The sequence below is a fragment of the Winogradskyella sp. 4-2091 genome, from assembly GCF_045765065.1.
GTDB lineage: Bacteria > Bacteroidota > Bacteroidia > Flavobacteriales > Flavobacteriaceae > Winogradskyella.
The window spans coordinates 1-22,545 of record NZ_JBJKOD010000008.1 but is presented as its reverse complement, the minus strand read 5'-3'; the positions used below and the strand labels follow the sequence as shown (position 1 = coordinate 22,545).

Below are 22,545 nucleotides of genomic sequence, written 5' to 3'. Positions count from 1 at the left end.
ATCGATGTTTTACATTAAAACATATATTATTTTAAAGAATCACAAGTTTTTGAATTTTCTCAACTTGCTTATTTAAACGATCAGATTTCACTTTTAGTTTATACACATACACTCCTTTTCCGATTTTGTCTCCAAAATCGTCTCTTCCGTCCCAAACTATGCTCCTTGACAAAGAGGATGAACCACTATTACAGCATTCATCTGCACTTGTTTGTCCATTGAGCGTTCTTACTAATTTTCCAGATATAGTAAATATTTGAACTGATATATCTAAAGCATCAGAACTATTATGATTAAACCAAAACTCTGTGTAACTCACAAATGGATTAGGATAATTTAAGACATTATTAATGACTAATTCTTCATCTTTATCAAAGACTGTAAATTGAATTTCCGAAGTTGAAGAATTATTATATACGTCCCAAGCTTTTAAAGTTAAGGTATGTAAACCTTTCTCTAAATCTCTAAACGGATATGTTAATGTACCATTTGTATAATCATCAACATTAGCCTGATAATAATTATTTAATACTATTGGATTAGTTTCATCACCATCTATTATAGCAGTTATATCATGACCAATACCACTTGCTGTATTAATTCCGTTTTCATCTTGAAGCTTAACTAAAAAATTAGGCGATTCATTTGTAATACCACCTGAAACAAAGTTTTCATCGTTCATATATAGTTGAATAACGGGTCCAATATTATCTTCTGCTGCATTTTCATTGATTCCTCCAATCTTAATATCAAAATTTGCTCCAGACTGATCTGCTGTTTGACTCGTATTCTCTGCATAGAAACTAACTTTACCTGTTCCGACAGGAATACCAATATCCCTAGGCACAACAAAATCAAATTCAAACAAACCATTCACAATACTTGCTTGTCCATTAAATAAAATTTCGCCTAAAGTTGTATAATCTAACGTTACTAATTTTTGACCATTTGAGTCGCAATCACTTGGATCATCGTTTTCATCACAATCTTCTTTTATACCATCGTTGCCTAGTGTTGTTCGTTCAATAGATTTATCAAATACCGTAGCTGTTAACTTACCATTATAATTAGATAATAAATTTCCGTTTGAATCAACAACTTCACCCGCAAACTTAGTATAGCTCAATGCTTTTAAAGTATCTATACTTTGTGTAATTTCTACATCATTTACTTTGGTTAACTTAATATCTGGCTGTCCAAAACCTAATTTCATGGCAGGATCACCTATATAGTAAACCAATCGTTTTTGTGATTGACCAGCAATATTATTATCTATTTTAGTTAATCGCACTGCTTCCGCGGCGGAAGGATATTCATTAGACCCAAAAGCGTATAGGTAATCATCTAGTACTGCATTGAAATCTTCACCTACATTAACTATGATCTGTCTAGTTGTTGTTATTAAGGCAATAGATCCGCCGTTTGTGTTCCAAAACATAAACTCACCAGCCGTATCTCTATCTGGATCATCAAACTTTGTGTATTCACAAGTCACAGTAATAAAGAGATTGAATTTACATATGTTGTTTACCTCTTGAGATTCAAACTTATCAAAGATTCGTTCTTTAGCAATGCCATCTTCACCGCCATGTCCAAAATAGTTCACAACTAAAGCACCTACTTCTATTGCATCTTTGATAGCTTCATTAACTTCTGGATATCTATCTCCAGCTGAAGAAGATTCTTGTTCAAACGCGTCAGAATGAATTTTTACTACATTTAAAAATGGTTTTTCTTGTTCTAACGTTATCCCTAGATCTTCTGTAGCTATCTGCAGTCGTTTTTCCCATTCTTCATCCACATCGTCTGAAATAAGAACAATATTATTTCTCCAATTACCAAAAGATTGCGGTTGATAATAAGCTTTTACTTTATCTACCATTTCGGTTGCACGTTGCACATCTTCTGCTACAATTCTACCCACTGCAATATCCATTCTATCACTACTATCCATATTTCCTTCATTCTCATCCATCATTGTAAAAAAATCATCGGACACAAATGAATTAATTAAACTATAACTATTAATGGTATACCATGAAGGCACTAAATTGGTGTTGTTACTTATTCGATCTTTGTAATCATAAGACCCATCACCAAACAGACACAAATATTTTAGACGATTTGCTTCCGTACTTGCATTATCATATACGTATTTCACAAAATTTCTTAACGCTGCAATATCTTGACTACCTGTGCTAAACTCATTATAAATTAATTGTAGATCTACAACTTTTACATTTAGGTTATATTGCTCTCTGTTTATCTGAGCCAACCGTTCTGCTTGTGTTAAAAATTGCGAAGGTGCTAGTATGATATAATCAATATCTTCAAACTGTCCTTGAGCATTATTAAAGATTGTGCCTTTTAAGTTTTGATTAGCCAAAGATGATCTTGTTTCTTTTAATGGCGATAAGGTATTTGAATAAGAAAACGCGATATAAATTCGTTCTTCACCAGATTGTGACTTAAAACTTAAGCTATTTGAATTCTCAGAATTAATTGTATTGGCTACATTAAATCGATCTGAAATATCCCAAATTTCACTTAATCCTGATGTATTAGTGACATTATATTGTGCAATACCAGGTGTAGTGACAACAGTTTTGTTCTTAAAAACCATTTGATCACCTTCATAATTTAATTGCCTTGTGGCTTCAATATTAATATAATCTAAAAACGCGTTAGATGAAGGGTTTCCACTATTGTTATAATCTAGATTCACAACAATATCATCTGACGAAACATTGACTAATCCATAATATGAATTTCCAGATGCCAAGATAGAACCTGCCGTTATAGTGCCTAATCCTAAATTTGCAACTTGACTTCCGTTGACATTTACTTGCATTGTTGTAGCTACCTCAGAAATAGAACCAAAAGCAACCTCAAATTCAATAGGCTCACTTGTAACTAAATTAGGAAAATCAAACTCATACGTTCGTTGATTTTCTATATCAAATTCATCGCCAAACCAGCGTCTACCTATTTTGGCTATATTGGATTCATCTACTTCGTAAAATTGATAATCTTGAAAAGTATCTATTTCTAAATCTGGCTCTTGAGCAATTGTAGGCATTGATTGAATACGTTTTCCTTCACCAGAGCCTATATTTATGTAATAATATGTCTTGTCTGTATATAAATTTAGATTCGTTTGACTTTCTTCATTGTAAGACTTTGGCCCTTCACCATAGAATAGGATAAAATCGCCATTATCAAAACTGCCATCGGTCTCACCTACAAACTTTATAGCATTTTCAACCACATCAAAAGGATAATTTGCAGAATTAGCATACGGCAACATTCTTCCGCCATTGCCAAAAAGTTTAATTGTTCTTGGATCTATTGAATTAGTACTAATTCCTAAACTACTTAAAAAGTCTTTTGTTAATTTAAAAACACCTGACTCTTCAATATAGAACCGATACCATTCACCAGTACTTAAAACTGAATTGGTAATTTGGTTAGTTGTCATTGTACTATTATTTAAACGACTAGATAGGGTACTATATATTAAGGTAAAGGATACTACTTTTTTGTAAATGCCATTTTCCTTTATAATAGGTTGCATCTGAAAATAACAAGAGCGCTGTCCTCTAGCATTAGTATTGTACAATTTATAATGATGTGATGCAGAGATTACTGTTGGGTCTAAATCTTTTAATTCACTTTTATTAATAGTTTCATAAACTATATTAGTCAATTGTACTGTGTTTTGGTCTATAGTAATTCCGTTAGATTGCCATTGTGCAAAAAATATAAGCCCTTTGTCTTCATCAAAACTAAAATGTTCAGAATCAAAACTAGGAACTTCAAGTTTACTCAAAGCAGTTTCTAATATTTCAGTCCCTTCCCAATTAATATTAAATTGTTTTTGTTGACCAAAACAAAAGATTGTAAATAAAAGCAAAATGATAGAATAACAATTTTTCATTAACTTGAACAATATTAAGTATCAGATAAAATCTTTAAAAAGTCATAAAATTGACAAATTCATGATTTTCACAGTAAATTAACGGTAATTAAAGCCTGTTATTATGAGGGTTTAATTTTTATTTCAAAAATACAACAATAATTCAGATACACCCTCGTTAATAAAGGGTAAAATACATCGACAAATGACCAAAAATCCGTTGTGATGTTCAAAAAAAAGGATGAAATACACGTTTTTTTGCATTTTGATGCAAAAAAAAGTTGTTAGTTTACCTTTAATTACTATATTGCGACTCTAAAATTAAACGAGCTTACTTAAACCTATGGATATGAAACATGTCTCAAACCTAAAATTACTTATTGCATTAACGCTTTGCGCTACGATAGTTAGCTGTAATCGTTCTTCTAATGATGGCAACGTAGATAGTGCCACTGGATGGAAAATTAACGATAAAAAAGGTGGTTTTCAATACAACACCCAATTCAAGGAGCAAGAAACGCCTCCAGGAACATCTTTTATAGAAGGTGGAACTTTTACAATGGGTAAAGTGCAAGATGACCCAATGCATGATTGGAATAATACTCCAAATCAACAACACGTTCAATCTTTTTACATGGATGAAACTGAAGTTACAAATCTTAACTACACGTTTTACTTAGATTATTTAAAGAACGTATATCCACCAGAAGATCCTAACTATGCATTAATATATAAAGGAGCACTTCCTGATACATTAGTATGGAGAAACCGTTTAGGATATAACGAAATGATGACTGAAAACTATTTGCGTCATCCTGGTTATGCAAACTACCCAGTAGTTGGTGTTAGTTGGATTCAAGCAGTTGAATATGCAAACTGGAGAACAGACCGTGTAGCTGAAATGGCTTTACAAGAGTCTGGTTATATTAAAAGAGATGCTCACCTTACTGACGTAAATGCTGAAAGTACTTTTAGTACTGACACTTATATAAATGCACCTTCTCAAACTTATGGTGGAAACACAGAAGTTCTTGAAGGCGGAAAACGTAAGCAACAAACAGATGCTGAAGGTAACCCTGTGAACGTATATGCTAGTAGAGAAACTGGATTAATCCCAGTAAAATATAGACTACCTACTGAAGCAGAATGGGAATATGCTGCATTAGGCATGAGTGAATTACGTAGCTATAATGTTTATAGAGGTCGTAAAAAATATCCTTGGGATGGTCAGTACACAAGATCTGGAAAACGTGTAAATCGTGGAGATCAAATGGCCAACTTTAAGCAAGGAAAAGGTGATTACGGTGGAATTGCAGGATGGTCTGATGATGGCGCTGATATTACAGCAGAAGTAAAAACATACTCTCCAAACGATTACGGTTTGTATGATATGGCTGGTAACGTTGCAGAATGGGTAGCTGATGTTTATAGACCTATCGTTGATGATGAATTTAATGATTTCAACTATTATAGAGGTAACGTTTATTCTAAAAACGCAATTAACGAAGATGGAACAGTGAAAATTGTTACTGTTGATGAGATTGTTTACGATACTTTACCAAACGGTAAGATTGTAGCAAGAGATTTACCAGGAGAAATTGCAAGAGTACCTGTTGATGAAGAAGAAACTTATTTAAGAGCTAACTTCAGCCAAAGTGATAATAGAAACTTTAGAGATGGTGACAAACGTTCTTCTCGTTACTACAGAGAAAGCTTTGATGAAACAGAAGGAAGCAAGAACAATGACACTCGTAAGATGTATAATTCTCCAAAACATACAGTAGAAGTTGATTCTGCTGAAGGTAAATTAATTAGAGAATATGATAAATCTAGTAGTAGAACTTCTTTAATCAATGATGATGTAAGAGTTTACAAAGGTGGTTCATGGAGAGATAGAGCTTATTGGATTGATCCAGCTCAACGTCGTTACTTCCCACAAGATATGGCAACTGATTACATTGGTTTTAGATGTGCAGTTTCTAGAGTTGGTTCTAAGAGCCAAAAAGGAGGAAAAAGACGTAACTAAGAAACGTTTAATAATATTTAAGAAAGTCCTGATAAATTTATCAGGACTTTTTTATTTTTAAGCCTATGGAAATTGCTGATATATATTTAAAATTTAAGTCCACTTCTGGCATATGTACAGATACAAGAAAACTTAAACAAGATTGCTTTTACTTCGCTTTAAAAGGCGATAATTTTGATGGTAATAAATTTGTCTCAAAGGCATTTAATGGTGGTGCTAAATACTGTGTTGTTGACGATAAAACTTCTGTAATCAATGACCAATGTGTTTTAGTAGAAGACGTATTAACAACATTGCAAACTTTAGCTTCATATCACAGAAAAGCCATAAACATACCCATTATTGCTTTAACAGGAAGTAATGGAAAAACCACTACTAAAGAACTCATATATGCCGTTCTTAATACAACATATAATATAAAAGCCACTATAGGAAACCTAAACAACCATATTGGTGTTCCTTTAACATTACTCCGATTTACTGAAGATTTAGACTTTGGTATTGTAGAAATGGGTGCTAACCACCAAAAAGAAATTGCATTTTTAAGTGATATTGCTCAACCAAATTATGGATTAATTACCAATTTTGGAAAAGCACACTTAGAAGGGTTTGGCAGCATAGAAGGTGTTATAAAAGGCAAAGCGGAACTTTATGATTTTATAAAATCTCATGATGAAACCATATTTGTAAACCGTGATGACCAAAAGCAAATAGAGCAAGTTGCTGAATATGAAAAATTGATAACCTTTGGTAATGACGTTGCCAACGATTGTGTTGTTTCTTTTGTAGACGCAAATCCTAACGTAACACTAACTTACAAATCGGTACAAATTAATAGCAAACTTATAGGCAGTTATAATTACGCAAACATCGCTGTAGCGATTGCCATTGGTCAACATTTTAATATTTCTGTTGAAAACATTAAGCAAGGTATAGAAAACTATGTACCAGATAATAATAGATCGGAGATAATTAAAAAAGGGAGTACAAAAATAATCTTAGATGCTTATAATGCTAACCCAACAAGTATGTTAGCAGCACTCCAAAACATGAAACAATTAAAGGCTGACAATAAATTTCTTTTTCTTGGTGATATGTTTGAATTGGGTGCTGAAGCCGAAAAGGAGCATCAAGCTATTGTAGATTTTGCTGAAAACAATTTTGAGAATAATATATTCTTAATTGGACAAAATTTCGGAAAAACACAAACTAAAAGAACTACCAAACGCTTTACAAATTTTCAAGATATAAAGTCAGAGATTGCATCATTGGCACTCCAAAATGCCACTGTTTTAATTAAAGGATCTCGTGGTATGGCTTTAGAGCGACTCTTAGATTTGATTTAATTTTGAGAACAATTTCTACACAAACTATTTTATCTTATTCTACCACCTGAATAAGTCATAGCTTCTCCTTTACCAAAACCATAACTTAATCCTAAGGTAACAAATCGACCACGTTGATCAAAACTATAAGTTTCAAAAGTTGATTGATAGACGTTACTTTCAGATATTCTTGATTCAAATAAATCTCTAACTCCTAAGTTAACCACAGCTTTTCCTTTAAAAATTTTTTTTCGGATTCCTAAATCTAAAAAAGCGAAACCTGTTACTTCTCCTTGAATTGTCTTATAACCCGACTGATATCTTCCGGTTAATTCTAAATCTATATCTGCTGGTAATCCTATTTTTGCCCCTAGCCTAGATGACCATTGACGACCAGAAAAATCGAAAGATTGTGTTTCGAAAGTGCCGTTACGATCAAAATAATTATAATTAAAATCTCCTGTTAATGTTAACCATTTACTAGGACTGTATTTACCATTAGTTTCAAAACCTACAGAACCATTAGTACCAATGTTTTCTGGTATTGTAGTTGTTACATTATCTTCAAAAGTAGATACGCGCTCAATAACATCTGTAGTATATTTATAATATACACTAGAACTAAACGAGGCTTTACCTATTTTATAAATACTCGTTAACTCATAAGAATCTGTAAATTCTGGCAGTAAATCAGGATTTCCAATCCTAATATTAAAGTTGTTTCTGATATTAAAAAATGGATTTAAATCCCATAACCTTGGTCTAAAAATACGTCTAGAAAATCCTAATTGAAACGAAACAATATCACTAAGTTTATACGACGCATGTATGGATGGAAAATAATCCGTGAAATTCTGATAATTAGATTCATCCGTATTGGTTAAAAGCGTTTCTAAATCTGTATTTTCTAACCTTAAGCCAGCTTTTATTCCCCATTTTTCTAATTCATAAGCACCTGTAAAGTAAATACCTAATACCTTTTGATTGTATTCAAAATTATTAGTTAAGTCCTCGTTCACAACATATGAACCTCCTTCTAAATCTCTTACTTCATAGTTGTTCCCTACATCATTAATTACGTATTGCGCACCAGCTTCAATAGTATATGTATCAGATAACGGATTTGTATAATCTACTTTAAAAGTATAGTCTGCTTGTTGAAAATCAGTATCTGTTTGCTGATCACTATTGGCATCAGTTCCAGAAATAGTTCTATTTTCAAATTGAGATGATTGGTCTTTCCCGAAGAATCTTCCTAAAGCACTTAATAATAAAGAATGGTCTTCATTATTTTTGAATTGCTTTTTATAATTAAACTCATATTGATATTTAGGGTTAGTCGCTTCTGTAGTTTCACGCCTTAACCAACTTGAAGTTAGTATGTTATTTGAATCATAAAACCTAAACTTAGTTTCCGAAGGTTGGTCTTCTATTTCGTAAGCAAAATTCCCTGATAAGGTTAATACATTAAGATCATTTATATGATAATCTGTTCCTAAAGTGATATTATAAAATGTTTCATCTCTATAGGCTATTCCGTCGCTGTAAATGATTTCATCATCGACTAAATTTCTATTAATGGCTTCACTCTCTCTTGGCAAAGAGCGATAACCAGCTCCTATTTGAGTAAACAAATTGAATTTCTCAGTTCTACGATTAAGACTTATACCAATACTATGATTATCTGGTGTACCTGTATTTAATGATATAGAACCATTCCATCCCCTTTTTTCTTCTTTCTTGAGAATAATATTTAAAATACCTGCTGTCCCTGAAGCTTCATACTTAGCGGAAGGGTTAGTTATAACCTCAATACTTTCTATCATATCTGCAGTAATTGTACCTAATGCGTTACTAGATTCGTCAGCTAAAACAGAAGGTTTTCCATTGATTAAAATCTGAACACCAGAGCTTCCTCTTAGGCTAATTTCTCCTTCTATGTTAACTGCAACGGATGGTACATTGTTAAGTACTTCTAATGCACTTGCACCTGTACTACTTATATCCTTACCAATATTAAAAACCCGTTTATCTAGTTTAAATACAGTTTTAGACACTTCAGCCCTAACTACGACTTCATCTAGAATTTCATTATCTTCAGAGAGTTTAATTTTACCTAAGTCAATTTTTGAATTGGTAATAGTAAAATCAGTAATCGTTTTAGTTTTATAACCCATAAAACTTACTTCGATGTAAAAATCAGCTACCGATGTATATATTTGAAACTCCCCTTTATCATTAGTTGTTGTACCCGTAATAATGGCTTTAGAATTATTTTTATAAAGCGCAATAGTTGCATATGGAATAGGTTGCATCGTTGCTTCTTCAACCAACGTACCAATGACATCTATCTCTTTTACTTGAGCTACCAAAGTAGAACACGCTACTAATATCAACAGCGTAAATATTTGTCTTGAATACATTAAATTTGTTTTAGTACTAATTTAAAATTTTTCTTGCAGTTATAATATAATAATCAGGATTTTAACCCCTAACAAATACAATCGTAAAAGCAAAAAATCCCGATCTACAAATGTAAATCGGGATTCTTATTAAGTGGGCGACAAGGGATTCGAACCCCTGACCCCTTGGGTGTAAACCAAGTGCTCTGAACCAACTGAGCTAGTCGCCCTTATTATTAAGGACTGCAAAGATACTCTAGTTTTTAATATCTCAAAACATTTTTTAAAAATTTTTTATTTTATTTTTTATTGATCAATTTCTTCCATTGTTTTGACCATAAATAGCATTTCTTAATAAACAAATTTATACGATTTTAATATATTAGGTCTCAAACAAAAATCTATTGAAATATTACTCTTATATAGACGAATTCAGCCTGAATATTGAAGAACTCATTAGTTTATCTCCATATAAACTAAAAGAAATTATTGACAAGCTAAGCAAGCAAGACAAAAAATATAAAAAAGTAATAATTAACGGGCTAGAAGACGATACACTTAGATCATATCATGTAACCGTAGAAAAAAACCCTTGGTTAAAACATATGCTCTTCGAAAAATTTGATAAGCTCGAATTATCTCAAATCGAGCTTAATATAGAATACTTAAACTATTTGGGTGGTTTTAAATTTTTCATTGAACCATATCTACGACCTATCCTTCCCAATCTTATAAACCAATTAATTGAAAAAAATGAATTAAAACTTTTACTATATATTCTTAATCAAACCGATATATTTTCTAGCAATTGTGAAAAAGATGTTATTAGCATACTTAAGAGAAAAGTTAATAATGCTATAAATTATTTAGATCAAAATTCATTAAATAATTTAGATGAGAATATAAAATATATTAAAAATTATCGTTTTTACGAGACACTCAACTTGTATGAACCACATTTAAAGGTTGAACTCATTAAACTCTACGACAATATAATTGCAATCGTAACGCAATTTGATGTAGATGCAGACGATCCTATATTTAGATTTGTTTCTCAAGCTCAAGTCGCTTTTCAAAAAAGTCAGATTGACGATGTAGCTACAAAGTTATTCATCGATAACAATGCTGAAAACGCAAAGGATTATGCCTATAAAAATTCTTCTATAAAAGAAAAAAAGTCAAATAAACCTATATATCAACAATATGGTATCTATTTGGTTTTGGGAATAACTACTGTAATTGTTTTACTTTTTGCCATTACTTTTAAACGTGGACAAAGTTATCAGGAAGAACAAAATACATCTCAAACAGAATTGAACAGTAAAAAAAAGAAGAGAACTACGTACGATAATCGCATTCGATTTTATTATTCTCTAAAAAGAATAACTAAAAAAGGGCGTTCAAATAATATTTCAGTTGGTGCCACAGAAATTCAACCATTTTCTAATCCTTTCCCTAAAACATTCAAGCCTATGACTAACGACACAATGGCCTCTGAAAATATAAATGTACAAATAGCTAATGGAACAGGATTTGATTTAATAGTTTTTAAAATGATTGAAGGCCAAGATGAATCTATTTACATTCCAAAAGACAAAACACGATTTATCGCACTGAATCCTTTAGATTCATTACTTTTTTATAGTGGCAGCAACTTTGTATCCTCTAAATTTTCGAATTTTACACAGAATATGGTAATTTCTGACATTTATAAAGTAGGTAAAATTGAAAGTGCTCCGATTTCTACAATTAATATAACCGCAATAGACTCAATTAACAAGTTTAAAAGAAGGTTGATTTCCCGAAAAAATATCGAAGCAACTGAAAATATTACACTTAACAAATTGAGTATCGACAATTTATACAGAGCATATTATAATAAATATGTTAACTAAAGAACTTCAGCCACTACGAATGTACTGCCTCCAACATAAATTAAATCTTCTCTTTTAGCATTAGATTTTGCCATAGATAAAGCTTCCGAAACGCTATGAAATGAATCCCCTAATAATTGATATTTTGCAAATTCGAGTCTTAATAATTCAGCATCCAAACCACGTTGAACATTTGGTTTGCAGAAATAATATATGGCTGAAGAAGGAAGCAAAGGGACAATAGTACCCAAATCCTTATCGTTAACCACACCAAAAACAATATGAAGTTGATTATAATCTGTATTTTCAATTTGATTTAATACATACTTTAAACCTTCCTTATTATGAGCTGTATCACAAATAATCATAGGATTGTTATTTAGAACTTGCCATCTACCTTGTAATCCTGTGTTTTTTACAACCTTTCTAAGTCCAGTTTTTAAATTGCTATCAGAAATCTTAAGGCCTTTAGTCTTTAGAACTTCAACGGATTGTAAAACGGTCTTTATGTTGTGAATTTGATATGATCCTTTTAAGTCACTCTCTAAAACTCTCTTTATGTTTTGGTCTGCGAAATAAATATCAGATTGTGTCTCTTTTGCTTTACTTATAAATACAGTTTTGGTTTCGGAATGTGTTTCTCCAATAACTATTGGAATCTTGTTTTTAATAATTCCTGCCTTCTCTCCTGCTATTTCAGTGAGCGTATTTCCTAAAAACTGCGTGTGATCAATACCAATATTGGTAATAACCGATAATTCTGGAGTAATAATATTAGTTGAATCTAAACGACCACCTAAACCTACCTCAATAACAGCAATATCTACTTTTTGCTTAGCAAAATAATCAAACGCCATACCGACAGTCATTTCAAAAAAAGACAACTGATTTATTTCAATAAAAGGGCGATTCTGCTTTATAAAGTTAATTACAGCCAGTTTACTAATAACTTTACCATTTATACGAATGCGTTCTCTAAAATCCTTTAAATGTGGTGATGTGTATAAGCCAACTTTATAACCTGCTTCTTGTAAAACAGAAGCCAACATATGACTTGTAGATCCTTTACCATTAGTACCTCCTACATGTATGGACCTAAATAAAGCTTCAGGATGATTTAAGTGTTTTGCTAATTTAAGCGTGTTAGATAAGTCTTTTTTAAAGGCTGAGTTTCCTTTATTCTGATACATTGGAAGCTGTTGAAACATCCAATTTACAGTATGTTGATAGTTCATAGCTTATTGACCTACATCAAAATTAATACTTACAAAGCCAACTTGAGTTGTTGGTGCATCTGCATCAGATGGCCATTTATGTGACATTGCTATTTTCTTTGCTGGTGCAAGTAAACATGGATGTGTATTAGTAGAACCTTTAATACCTGGCTCTGCTTTTATTACTTTACCTTGTCTATTGACCTCTATCTTAACTACCACTAATCCATATTCATTACAATCTTGTTTGTAAATTTGTTTTGATGGTCTACCTCTACCACCTAAGCCATAACCAACGCCACCTTTTCCTGGTCCTGAACCTCCAAAATAACTTGGCGCATAAGGATCGCCATCTAACTGGCCTTTATTTCCACCTTGACTATCTGGTCCTTCACCTCCATCAGTATTACCCTCGGCATTTTTTACGCCTCCTATAAGATTATCTAGTTTACGCTTTTTCTCTGCTTCCTCTTTACGTTTCTTTTCTTCAGCTTCTCTTTTTTCGCGTTCCACACGTTCTGCTTCTGCTTTTATTTTAGCTTCTGCCTCTGCTTTCGCTTTTGCCTCTGCTTCTTTTTGCTTTTTTATAGCAATAGCTTCAGCATTTTCTTGTGTCATAACCTCTTCAGCTTTAGTTGAGGCTTCGGTTGGCGTAACTTGTGTTTCTTCTGGCACAGACTCTTCTACTACTTCTTCCTCTACAACTTTATCTTCAACTGCCTTTCTTGGCTCACTTAGCGGTTTATTTCCACTACCAAAATCAGTTGTTCCAAAGTTAACAGCAACACCATATTCTTCAGGTGGATCCATATACTGAGGACCAACAACAAACAATAACAAAAGTAAAATCAAAGTAATAAGTACTGTGATTCTTGCTGAATTACGTTCGTGTTTAGTCTCTAAATATTTCACTTTGTAGTTTATTTAATAGACCTACTAGGTTATATAAACCAAGAAGGTTATTGTTTGATAATATCAAACTTTCAAAAATGATGCCGTTTAATTTGGTTGAACAGCCAATATCACTTTAAATTTATTTCGGTTAGCGATATCCATCACTTTTACAACATTCTCTACAGGAACAGATTTTTCTGCTCTTAAAACAATGGTAGGCGCATCTTGATTAGACAGAATATCTAATAACCGCCTTTCTAAAATAGCTTCGCTCACTCTTTTTTGATCTATATAATAAGTCAAATCTTTCTTGATACTTACAGCTGTAGATTTCTTGTTTTCAGTTTTACCACTCGCCTTTGGTAATACAATATCAATAGCATTAGTACTTACCAATGTCGATGCTATCATAAAAAATATCAATAACAAGAATACAATGTCTGTCATTGACGCGAAATTGAACTCTGGTGTTATTTTATTTCGTCCTCTAATATTCATAAAATTAGATTGGTTCGTTTAAGTGATCTAAAAATTCAATTGAATTTGCTTCCATCTGGTAAACAACCTTATTAGTTTTACCCACGACATGGTTAAATGCTACGTAAGCAACTATACCAACAATTAATCCACCAACGGTTGTTGTCATCGCTGTATATAAACCACTTGCTAAAACATCCATTTGAATCGTTCCACCAGCGTTAGCTAATTCAAAAATAGAAATAATCATACCCACAACTGTTCCTAAAAACCCAATCATTGGTGCTACACCAGAAATGGTTGCTAATACATTAACGTTCTTCTCTAGATTATAAATTTCTAATCGACCTGCATTTTCAATCGCTGTATTAATATCATCTAAAGGTTTCCCAATTCTTGTAATACCTTTATTTATCAATCTTGAAACTGGTGAGTTTTGTTGCGCACACAACATTTGTGCTGAATCTATTTTTCCATTACTCACATGATCTTTAATCTGATTCATAAAGTTTGAATCTACCTTAGACGCAGCTTTAATAGCAAAAATTCGTTCAAAATAAATGTATATCGCTAATATTAATAGTAGAAATAAAATGAGAATAATAACTATTCCTGATGTTCCTCCACTGGTAATCAACTCAATTATAGATAATGTTTTTTCAACTGATTCGCCTGATTCTCCATCAGCCAAAACAGCAACTTCATCTTGAATAGCACTTAATGATATCATACTAATATGTTTATTTTTTTTAAGTTCTTCTTTTAATAACGTTAAGTTTTTAACTTAAGTATAATTGTATTATTTCAATATTAAAAAATGGCTCTTGTTACCATAAAAGCAGCAGCACCAGCTATAAAACCAACAAATGCCAACCAAGAGATCTTTTTAAGATACCAGAAAAAATCGATTTTCTCCATTCCCATTGCTACAACACCTGCCGCAGAACCAATGATTAACATACTTCCACCTGTACCAGCAGAATACGCTATAAAGTGCCATAACTCATTATCTAATGGCTCAGAGAACATACCTAAACTTGCAGCTACTAATGGTACGTTATCGATTACAGCTGAACCAACACCTAGTAATAGTACTACTAAATCGGAAACACCTTCATGATGAAACTCTGTTCCTAACATTGGCATTGTTTCTTGTAAAGAACCTGCAAAACCAAATAATATTCCTAAAGATTCTAAAGCAGCTACAGCCATTAAAATTCCTAAAAAGAATAAGATGCTTGGTAATTCAATTTTTGATAAAGAATGGTGAACAGGACTATGACTTGCATGCGCTGCATGCTCATCTGAACCAACTTCTGATATCGCGAATTTAGAATTACTGTAAACTTCTGCAAAAATAGCAACCACACCTAATGAAAGCATCATACCAACATAAGGAGGTAAATGTGTTACAACTTTAAATATTGGCACAAAAATAATTGCTCCTAATCCTAAAAATAACATTGTAGAACTAAATTTATTCTTTGGTTTACCATCTGACTCTTGTAACTCTAATGTTCCTTTAAAAGGTTTTAAGAATGAAGCGATAAAGGTTGGCACTACCATACACAATAATGAAGGAATAAATAGGTAAGCAAATAATTTACCTGTTGATACCTTATTACCAATCCAAAGCATTGTAGTTGTTACATCTCCAATTGGTGACCATGCTCCACCTGCATTTGCAGCAATAATAATTAAACCTGCATACCAAATTCTTACATCTCTTTCTTTTACAATTTTCTGTAAAATTGAAATTAAAACTATTGTAGCTGTAAGATTATCAATAATTGCAGAAAGTATAAATGCTAATATGGCAAACATCCATAATAACTTCTTTCGACTATTAAAGTTGACTGCATTTTTTATTGTAGAAAAACCATCAAAATAATCTATAATTTCAACAATTGTCATAGCTCCTAATAGAAACACGAGAATTTCGGCAGTTTTACCTAAATGATGTAATAAGGTTTCTTCCATTAAATGCATTTTTTCTTCATGCGGAAGCAACCCAAAATTATCCATTAAATTATGCTGAGCAGAATCAAACCATTGTGTAAAACCATCAATACCTAAAGATATCAATGCCCAACTTATAGCCATCATTACAAGAGCCGGAATTAACTTATCTATTTTAATATTATGCTCTAAAGTAATGGCCAAGTAGCCAAATACAAATACAAGAATTATTACTGTTTCCATAGTTTATTATATTAGTTGTCTAAGGGCAATTTCGAAAGCAGTTTCGCTAATGCCTATTTTTGTTGGGTTATTTTTATTTACTTCTATTAATGCTTTTCTTATCACTTTAGATGTATCATTAAAAATGGCTTCATCAGTCATTAGCACTTTTCTTTCCATAAAGTAAGCAAAAACTCTTGCCATTCCACAATTTGAAATAAAATCTGGGATTAAACTCACTTTTTGATCTGTGTGTTCCATGATAGAGCCGAAGAAAATTTCTTTGTCTGCAAAAGGTACATTAGCACCACAAGATATCACTTCTAAACCTGTTGCTATCATTTGATCTATTTGGCCTTGAGTAACTAATCTAGATGCCGCACATGGTGCAAATATTTCGGTTTGTAATGACCAAATTCTCTGATTTATTTCCTCAAAAGGAATTAAATTATCTGCTACAAGTGTATTTCCGTTTTTATTAAGGTAAAGATCAGTTATCTCTTTAAAAGAAAAACCATTTTCATTTATTAGACCACCAACTCTATCAATGATACCCACAACTTTAGCTCCCATTTGTGCAAAATAGAAAGCTGCAGCAGCACCAACATTACCAAACCCTTGCACCACAACACGTTTTCCTTTAATAGAATTTTCGTTAATATCGTAAAAATGCTTGGCTGCAATCGCGACACCATATCCAGTAATCATATCTGCAACAGTATATTTTCTACTGACATCTGGTGAATAATCTGGGTTTTCAATAACTTTAATTACACCTTGTCTTAATTGCCCAATTCTATTAATTTTATCTGCAATTGTAGGCTTAAAATGTCCTTCAAACACACCTTCTTGCGGATGCCAAACACCACTTTCTTCAGTGATTGGAATTACTTCATGTATTTCGTCTACATTTAAATCTCCTCCTGTACCATAATAACTTTTAAGTAATGGAGATACAGCAGCATACCAACGCTCCAAAACTCCAGTTTTTCTTGGATCGTGCGGATCAAAGTTAATTCCAGATTTAGCACCTCCTATTGAAGGTCCAGAGACCGTAAATTTAACCTCCATTGTTTTGGCAAGTGATAAAACTTCATTTTTATCTAACCCTTTACGCATTCTAGTACCACCACCAGCTGCACCTCCTCTAAGAGAATTAATTACTGTCCAGCCTTCAGCATCTGTTTCAGGATCATTCCAATGGAATACAATTTCGGGACTTTTATTTTCGTAGGTATGAAGAAGTTCTTTGATCAATTTTTTGAGTTTAATTTCGTGTAACAAATATAAAAAACTATCAACTCTTAATGTTAATTAAAATTGATTTTTAGGTATTAAAATTTTTCCAGAAGAATGGTCGTGACTTGCACCAGTGACACTGCCTAAACAATTGACTTGGTTTCTTTCTTTTAGAACGCCTAATAGACCGAAAATCAATGCTTCTTTAAATTCCACAATTTCGTCATCAGGTATTATAATATTTGATTTTGAATGATGTTTTATTCTGAGCATTAAAAAATCATTATAAACACCACCTCCTGTGACTAAAGCTTTTGAAATTTCTAGATTTAAAATTTTTGAAATTTGAAAAGCAATATGCTCAACAAACGTTCTTAAAACATCATTAAGTTGAAGTTTGAAAGAATCGATCAATGGAAATATATTTTCATGAACCCATTCTAGCCCTAAAGATTTAGGATGTTTTTCTGAATAGAATTGAAGTTGATTAAGTTGAGATAATAAGTTTTTGTGTATTTTTCCTGATGAAGCTAAATTTCCTTTATTATCATATTCTAAATCTAATTGCCCAACATAATGGTTTAAAACAATATTAACTGGGCAAATATCAAATGCAATTCTTTCATTATCGTCTTCGTACGAAACATTAGCAAAACCTCCCAAATTAAGGCAGAACTGATAATCATTAAACAACAATCTATCTCCAATTGGCACCAATGGAGCTCCTTGACCTCCCAATTCTACATCTTGAATTCTAAAATCACAAATCACTTTATGGTTTATTCTATCTGCTAATATTTGATTATTCCCTATTTGAAAGGTCAATTTATTTTCAGGTTGATGGAGTGCAGTATGGCCGTGAGAGGCAATAAAATCAATATCCTTAATCTTATTTTGTTCTATAAAATCTGAAATTACATGTGCTAAATATTCAGAATATTTTAAATCAATTTTCTGTAATTGTGCCATATTCATAGTCACAAGATTGCTTAGTGTTTTTTTCCAAACACTATTATACTTAACGGTTACAACATGGCTGATATTAAAACTCCAAAATTTATTAAATTTAAATTGAACAGCAATAATGTCAATACCATCTAATGAAGTGCCAGACATTAAAGCGAGAATTTTATAATTAGATTTTATCATATTAGTAAAAATAGTATTACTTATTGAAAATACGATAAGAAAAAATTATCTTTGCGTGAATTTTTTATTAAATCAATAATTAAAATAGTTTATGGACTTTAGTTTAACAGAAGAGCATTTAATGATTCGTGATGCTGCCAGAGATTTTGCACAAACCGAATTACTTCCAGGTGTTATAAAACGAGATAATGCTCAAAAGTTCCCTGATTCCTTAGTTCGAAAAATGGGAGAACTAGGCTTTATGGGAATAATGGTAGATCCTAAATATGGAGGGAGCGGAATGGATGCCATTTCTTATGTACTTATTATGGAAGAATTATCTAAGATTGATGCTTCAGCTTCTGTAATGGTCTCTGTAAATAATTCTTTGGTTTGTTATGGTTTAGAGGCTTTTGGTAATGAAGAACAAAAACAAAAGTATTTAACGAAGCTTGCAACAGGAGAAAGTATTGGTGCATTTTGTTTAAGTGAACCAGAAGCAGGAAGTGATGCTACTTCGCAAAGAACAACTGCAATTGATAAAGGCGATCATTATATAATAAACGGGACCAAAAACTGGATTACAAATGGAGGTCGCGCTGAATTTTATTTAGTAATAGCGCAAACTGACAAGCATAAAGGTTCGCATGGGATTAATGCTTTTATAGTTGAAAAAGGGACTCCAGGATTTGATATTGGCCCTAAAGAAGATAAATTAGGAATTAGGGGAAGTGATACTCATACGTTGCAATTTAATGATGTAAAAGTGCCTAAAGAAAATAGAATTGGCGAAGATGGCTCAGGGTTTTTATTTGCTATGAAGACACTTTCTGGAGGACGAATAGGTATAGCTGCTCAAGCTTTAGGTATAGCTGCAGGTGCTTATGAGTTAGCTTTAAAATACTCAAAAGAACGAAAAGCCTTTGGCACTGAAATTTGTAATCATCAAGCCATTGCTTTTAAGTTAGCAGATATGCATACAGAAATTGAAGCTGCAAGAATGTTAGTAATGAAGGCTGCTTGGGATAAAGATCAAGGAAATAATTATGACATGTCTAGCGCTATGGCAAAACTATACGCAAGTAAGGTTGCCATGGAACAAACTGTAGAGGCAGTACAGATTCATGGAGGAAATGGTTTTGTTAAAGAATACCATGTTGAACGTTTAATGCGCGACGCCAAAATAACGCAAATCTATGAAGGAACTTCAGAGATACAAAAAATTGTTATATCAAGAAGTCTTATAAAAGGCTAGTATCGATAAGTAATTATTATTGCAAAAAAAAAGACTTCAATTTAAATTTGAAGTCTTTTTTAGTTTTTTGATAATTCATCTAATACTATACGTAATTCTCCATAAGAAAATTTATCATCTAGTTGATGCTTTAAGTCTGAAAGATTCTCGAAGGTTTTACTAGGAATAGATGACATTAATTCTGAATAATGAGCTTTAGACATTAAGTCCGTAATGTTAACTTCTCCAGATGTTATGAAATTTGCTAAATGCCCAAAAACTGTATTAGTGTTTAACTCTCGCTCTAGCGCAATTTGATCAATAGACTTACCTGATTTAAACAAATCTAAAGATACTTTTTTGGTATCACCTTTCTGTTTTTTGGGTTTTTCTTCTTTAAAAACCAACTCTTGATTTTTAGTTTCAATATCATTTTCATCGCAGTAGCTAATAATCACTTTTAGAATTTCTTTACCGTATTTAGAAATTCTGGTTTTACCCATACCATGAATCTGTGACAACTCTTGTTCATTAACAGGAAGTAATTCACACATTGCATACAAAGACTTTTGAGTAAAAACTTGAAAGTGAACTAAATCCTCACGCGTTGCAATTTGATTTCTTAATTCCCTAAGGAGTTCAAACAATTCTATATTTGATGTGCCATCGATTACCATTTTGCGTTTCTTCTTTAGTTTCTCTTTTCCTAAAAAGACAGATTTTGCCCTTAATGATAAAAACTTTTCAGTTTCAAAACCATTTGATAGTCCCATAAAAAACAAAATTTTTGTTTCTACCAATTGATCTAAAGTATCTAAGTGTTTAATTATATCCTTATCAATAGTTTTGTTATCTGTAGAATAATTTACACTTTTAAGAGGTAATTCAATGACAGAATTAGTTTGTTCCTTAAAGTAGTTTAATGCTTTATTAAAACGATTTTGTAATACTAAATTTAATTCAGGTTCTTCTTCAGGCTCAATTAAAGTTTTTAATTGAATCTTGAAGCTATTGGCAATCTTAAGTAAATTAGCGATGCAAGTTTTAATAGTTAAAAGAGGTTCTTCTATAGTCCCTTCAATACTTCCTCGATTTTTGTAATAAATGTCTAATAATCGATTTATTGGGTATAGAAATTCATAAAAATTAAACACCTCAGAAATTAATTTTAATTGATATTGATGTTCAGATTCTTTTAAAGTTGTTACATCAGGCTGGTTTGCTTCAGAATCCTTATTAAAAGAAATGACATTTTGATCACTAATTATTTGAGTAGCATCAATCTTACTTTTAAGGACTAATCCCTCCAACGATTTACAACGACTTAAAGCAACATAAGTCTGACCATGTGCAAATGCACCTTCTGCATCAATTATCGCTTTATCAAATGTTAATCCTTGACTCTTATGTATAGTTATTGACCATGCCAAGCGTAATGGAATTTGCGAATAACTGCCAATCTTATCTTCGGAAATTGCCTTTGTTTCAGAATCTACATTGTATTTGATATTTTCCCATGTTTCTAGTTTAGTGATAATATTAAAATCATCATCAGGACATTTAACTATTACTTCATCCTTTTCTAATAAAATAACCTTACCAATTTTCCCATTGAAATAACGTTTATCAGTTGAACTATCATTCTTAATAAACATTACCTGTGCTCCTACTTTTAATACTAATTCAGATTTGTTAGGATAAGAATGCTCTGGAAAATTACCTTGAACATTTGCTTTATAAATAAATTCTCGCCCACTTAACTTATCCAATTCTAATATATTTGTTTGTCTTGCCTTACTATTATGTGTTGTCAGAGAAATATATCCATCGTTTTTATGAGGTTCAAAATCGGGAATAAACCGTTTATTTAATTCTTTAGCGGATTGAACAGTTAGTGCATTATTTCTAATTTCATTTAAAATATTAATAAATAAAGGGTTATCTTGTCTATATATATGCTTTAATTCTATAATTAAAGGATTGCAATTTTGATATGCTATACTACTGAAGAAATATATGTTACTATAAAAAGGTTGAAGAATCCTCCATTCATTTTCCTTTATTACTGGGGAAAGTTGCTGAAGATCACCAATCATTAATAACTGAACACCACCAAATACTTTACTCTTATCTTTAAAGCGTCTCAGGGTTTTATCTATACTATCGAGCAAATCCGCTCTTACCATACTTATTTCATCTATAACCAATAAATCAAGAGACTTTATAATATCAATCTTAGTCTTACTAAATTTTCTATTGAATCCAGATGCTGTAGCTAAATTATCTTCGGGTAATATTGGTCCGAATGGCATTTGAAAAAAAGAATGTATTGTAACACCATTAGCGTTGATTGCCGCAACACCAGTAGGTGCAACTACTACCATTCTTTTATTAATATGTGATTTTAATTTATGTAGAAACGTAGTCTTACCCGTTCCGGCTTTACCAGTCAAAAAGATATTCCTATCGGTTTTAGTTAAAAAATCCCACGCTAAATCTAATTCTCTATTTATCATTAAGTAAAATCTTAAAATAAGTAAATGAAGGTATTAAAATTTTCAGATTAAAAAAAACGAAAAAACCCTTACTAAATAAATAGTAAGGGTTTTACAATACCGATATATCGGTAAAAAAG

At 31.9% G+C, this 22,545-nt stretch carries 14 protein-coding genes and 1 tRNA gene; 4 read left to right on the top strand and 11 right to left on the bottom strand.

The features are described 5' to 3' along the window. Nucleotides 1-31: 31 nt before the first annotated feature. Nucleotides 32-3,937 carry a type IX secretion system sortase PorU gene (gene porU / locus ACJBCC_RS11535; RefSeq protein ID WP_407557255.1) on the bottom strand — a complete coding sequence of 1,302 codons (3,906 nt, stop codon included), beginning with the start codon at nt 3,935-3,937 and terminating at the stop codon, nt 32-34. Between the two features lie 322 nt (nt 3,938-4,259). On the opposite strand from porU, the gene gldJ reads away from it, so the two are divergent. Together gldJ and murF are read left to right on the top strand one after the other, a co-directional pair. Then, nucleotides 4,260-5,942 carry a gliding motility lipoprotein GldJ gene (gldJ, locus tag ACJBCC_RS11530; RefSeq protein WP_299102814.1) on the top strand — a complete coding sequence of 561 codons (1,683 nt, stop codon included), beginning with the start codon at nt 4,260-4,262 and terminating at the stop codon, nt 5,940-5,942. Nucleotides 5,943-6,007: 65 nt separating this feature from the next. Then, nucleotides 6,008-7,288: a UDP-N-acetylmuramoyl-tripeptide--D-alanyl-D-alanine ligase gene (gene murF, locus ACJBCC_RS11525; protein WP_299102816.1), complete on the top strand. Its 1,281-nt coding sequence runs from the start codon at nt 6,008-6,010 to the stop codon at nt 7,286-7,288. A gap of 29 nt (nt 7,289-7,317) precedes the next feature. Here the strand turns inward: murF and ACJBCC_RS11520 are convergent, their stop codons facing one another. Further along, on the bottom strand, nt 7,318-9,690 hold the full coding sequence (locus ACJBCC_RS11520) for an outer membrane beta-barrel family protein (RefSeq protein ID WP_299102818.1): 2,373 nt from the start codon (nt 9,688-9,690) through the stop codon (nt 7,318-7,320). A gap of 134 nt (nt 9,691-9,824) precedes the next feature. Beyond that, a tRNA-Val gene (locus tag ACJBCC_RS11515) sits at nt 9,825-9,899 on the bottom strand. Nucleotides 9,900-10,073: 174 nt separating this feature from the next. On the opposite strand from ACJBCC_RS11515, the gene ACJBCC_RS11510 reads away from it, so the two are divergent. Next, nucleotides 10,074-11,564 (top strand): hypothetical protein, encoded by a 1,491-nt coding sequence (locus ACJBCC_RS11510; protein ID WP_299102820.1) that lies wholly within the window; start codon nt 10,074-10,076, stop codon nt 11,562-11,564. On the opposite strand, the gene ACJBCC_RS11505 is transcribed toward ACJBCC_RS11510, so the two are convergent. The 7 genes from ACJBCC_RS11505 to ACJBCC_RS11475 all read right to left on the bottom strand — a co-directional run bounded on the left by ACJBCC_RS11505 (nt 11,561) and on the right by ACJBCC_RS11475 (nt 18,697). Further along, nucleotides 11,561-12,778, bottom strand: coding sequence for a folylpolyglutamate synthase/dihydrofolate synthase family protein (locus ACJBCC_RS11505; RefSeq protein WP_299102822.1), 1,218 nt, complete (start codon nt 12,776-12,778; stop codon nt 11,561-11,563). The genes ACJBCC_RS11510 and ACJBCC_RS11505 overlap by 4 nt on opposite strands. A 3-nt stretch (nt 12,779-12,781) precedes the next feature. Then, nucleotides 12,782-13,669 carry an energy transducer TonB gene (locus tag ACJBCC_RS11500; protein WP_299102824.1) on the bottom strand — a complete coding sequence of 296 codons (888 nt, stop codon included), beginning with the start codon at nt 13,667-13,669 and terminating at the stop codon, nt 12,782-12,784. A gap of 87 nt (nt 13,670-13,756) precedes the next feature. After that, nucleotides 13,757-14,149 carry a biopolymer transporter ExbD gene (locus ACJBCC_RS11495; protein WP_299102826.1) on the bottom strand — a complete coding sequence of 131 codons (393 nt, stop codon included), beginning with the start codon at nt 14,147-14,149 and terminating at the stop codon, nt 13,757-13,759. A gap of 4 nt (nt 14,150-14,153) precedes the next feature. After that, complete coding sequence (locus ACJBCC_RS11490; protein WP_299102828.1) at nt 14,154-14,858, bottom strand: MotA/TolQ/ExbB proton channel family protein; 705 nt, start codon at nt 14,856-14,858, stop codon at nt 14,154-14,156. 80 nt (nt 14,859-14,938) lie between these two features. Further along, entirely contained in the window at nt 14,939-16,330 is a 1,392-nt protein-coding gene (gene nhaD, locus ACJBCC_RS11485; protein ID WP_299102830.1) for a sodium:proton antiporter NhaD, read from the bottom strand. 6 nt (nt 16,331-16,336) lie between these two features. Next, a complete protein-coding gene (locus ACJBCC_RS11480) occupies nt 16,337-17,563 on the bottom strand; it encodes a Glu/Leu/Phe/Val dehydrogenase dimerization domain-containing protein (RefSeq protein ID WP_299102848.1) in 1,227 nt (408 codons plus the stop codon). 60 nt (nt 17,564-17,623) lie between these two features. After that, nucleotides 17,624-18,697 (bottom strand): anhydro-N-acetylmuramic acid kinase, encoded by a 1,074-nt coding sequence (locus ACJBCC_RS11475; protein WP_407557254.1) that lies wholly within the window; start codon nt 18,695-18,697, stop codon nt 17,624-17,626. Nucleotides 18,698-18,788: 91 nt separating this feature from the next. On the opposite strand from ACJBCC_RS11475, the gene ACJBCC_RS11470 reads away from it, so the two are divergent. Next, nucleotides 18,789-19,931, top strand: coding sequence for an acyl-CoA dehydrogenase (locus ACJBCC_RS11470; RefSeq protein WP_299102834.1), 1,143 nt, complete (start codon nt 18,789-18,791; stop codon nt 19,929-19,931). Nucleotides 19,932-19,990: 59 nt separating this feature from the next. Here the strand turns inward: ACJBCC_RS11470 and ACJBCC_RS11465 are convergent, their stop codons facing one another. Beyond that, nucleotides 19,991-22,426: a helix-turn-helix domain-containing protein gene (locus tag ACJBCC_RS11465; RefSeq protein WP_299102836.1), complete on the bottom strand. Its 2,436-nt coding sequence runs from the start codon at nt 22,424-22,426 to the stop codon at nt 19,991-19,993. Nucleotides 22,427-22,545: the final 119 nt, after the last annotated feature.

Excerpts from the sequence above, each read along its gene's own strand:
- ACJBCC_RS11475 (WP_407557254.1), bottom strand. The coding sequence starts at position 18,697 with ATGATAAAATCTAATTATAAAATTCTCGCTTTAATGTCTGGCACTTCA.
- ACJBCC_RS11505 (WP_299102822.1), bottom strand. The coding sequence starts at position 12,778 with ATGAACTATCAACATACTGTAAATTGGATGTTTCAACAGCTTCCAATG.
- murF (WP_299102816.1), top strand. The coding sequence starts at position 6,008 with ATGGAAATTGCTGATATATATTTAAAATTTAAGTCCACTTCTGGCATA.
- gldJ (WP_299102814.1), top strand. The coding sequence starts at position 4,260 with ATGGATATGAAACATGTCTCAAACCTAAAATTACTTATTGCATTAACG.
- ACJBCC_RS11520 (WP_299102818.1), bottom strand. The coding sequence starts at position 9,690 with ATGTATTCAAGACAAATATTTACGCTGTTGATATTAGTAGCGTGTTCT.
- ACJBCC_RS11490 (WP_299102828.1), bottom strand. The coding sequence starts at position 14,858 with ATGATATCATTAAGTGCTATTCAAGATGAAGTTGCTGTTTTGGCTGAT.
- ACJBCC_RS11465 (WP_299102836.1), bottom strand. The coding sequence starts at position 22,426 with ATGATAAATAGAGAATTAGATTTAGCGTGGGATTTTTTAACTAAAACC.
- ACJBCC_RS11470 (WP_299102834.1), top strand. The coding sequence starts at position 18,789 with ATGGACTTTAGTTTAACAGAAGAGCATTTAATGATTCGTGATGCTGCC.
- porU (WP_407557255.1), bottom strand. The coding sequence starts at position 3,937 with ATGAAAAATTGTTATTCTATCATTTTGCTTTTATTTACAATCTTTTGT.
- ACJBCC_RS11495 (WP_299102826.1), bottom strand. The coding sequence starts at position 14,149 with ATGAATATTAGAGGACGAAATAAAATAACACCAGAGTTCAATTTCGCG.
- nhaD (WP_299102830.1), bottom strand. The coding sequence starts at position 16,330 with ATGGAAACAGTAATAATTCTTGTATTTGTATTTGGCTACTTGGCCATT.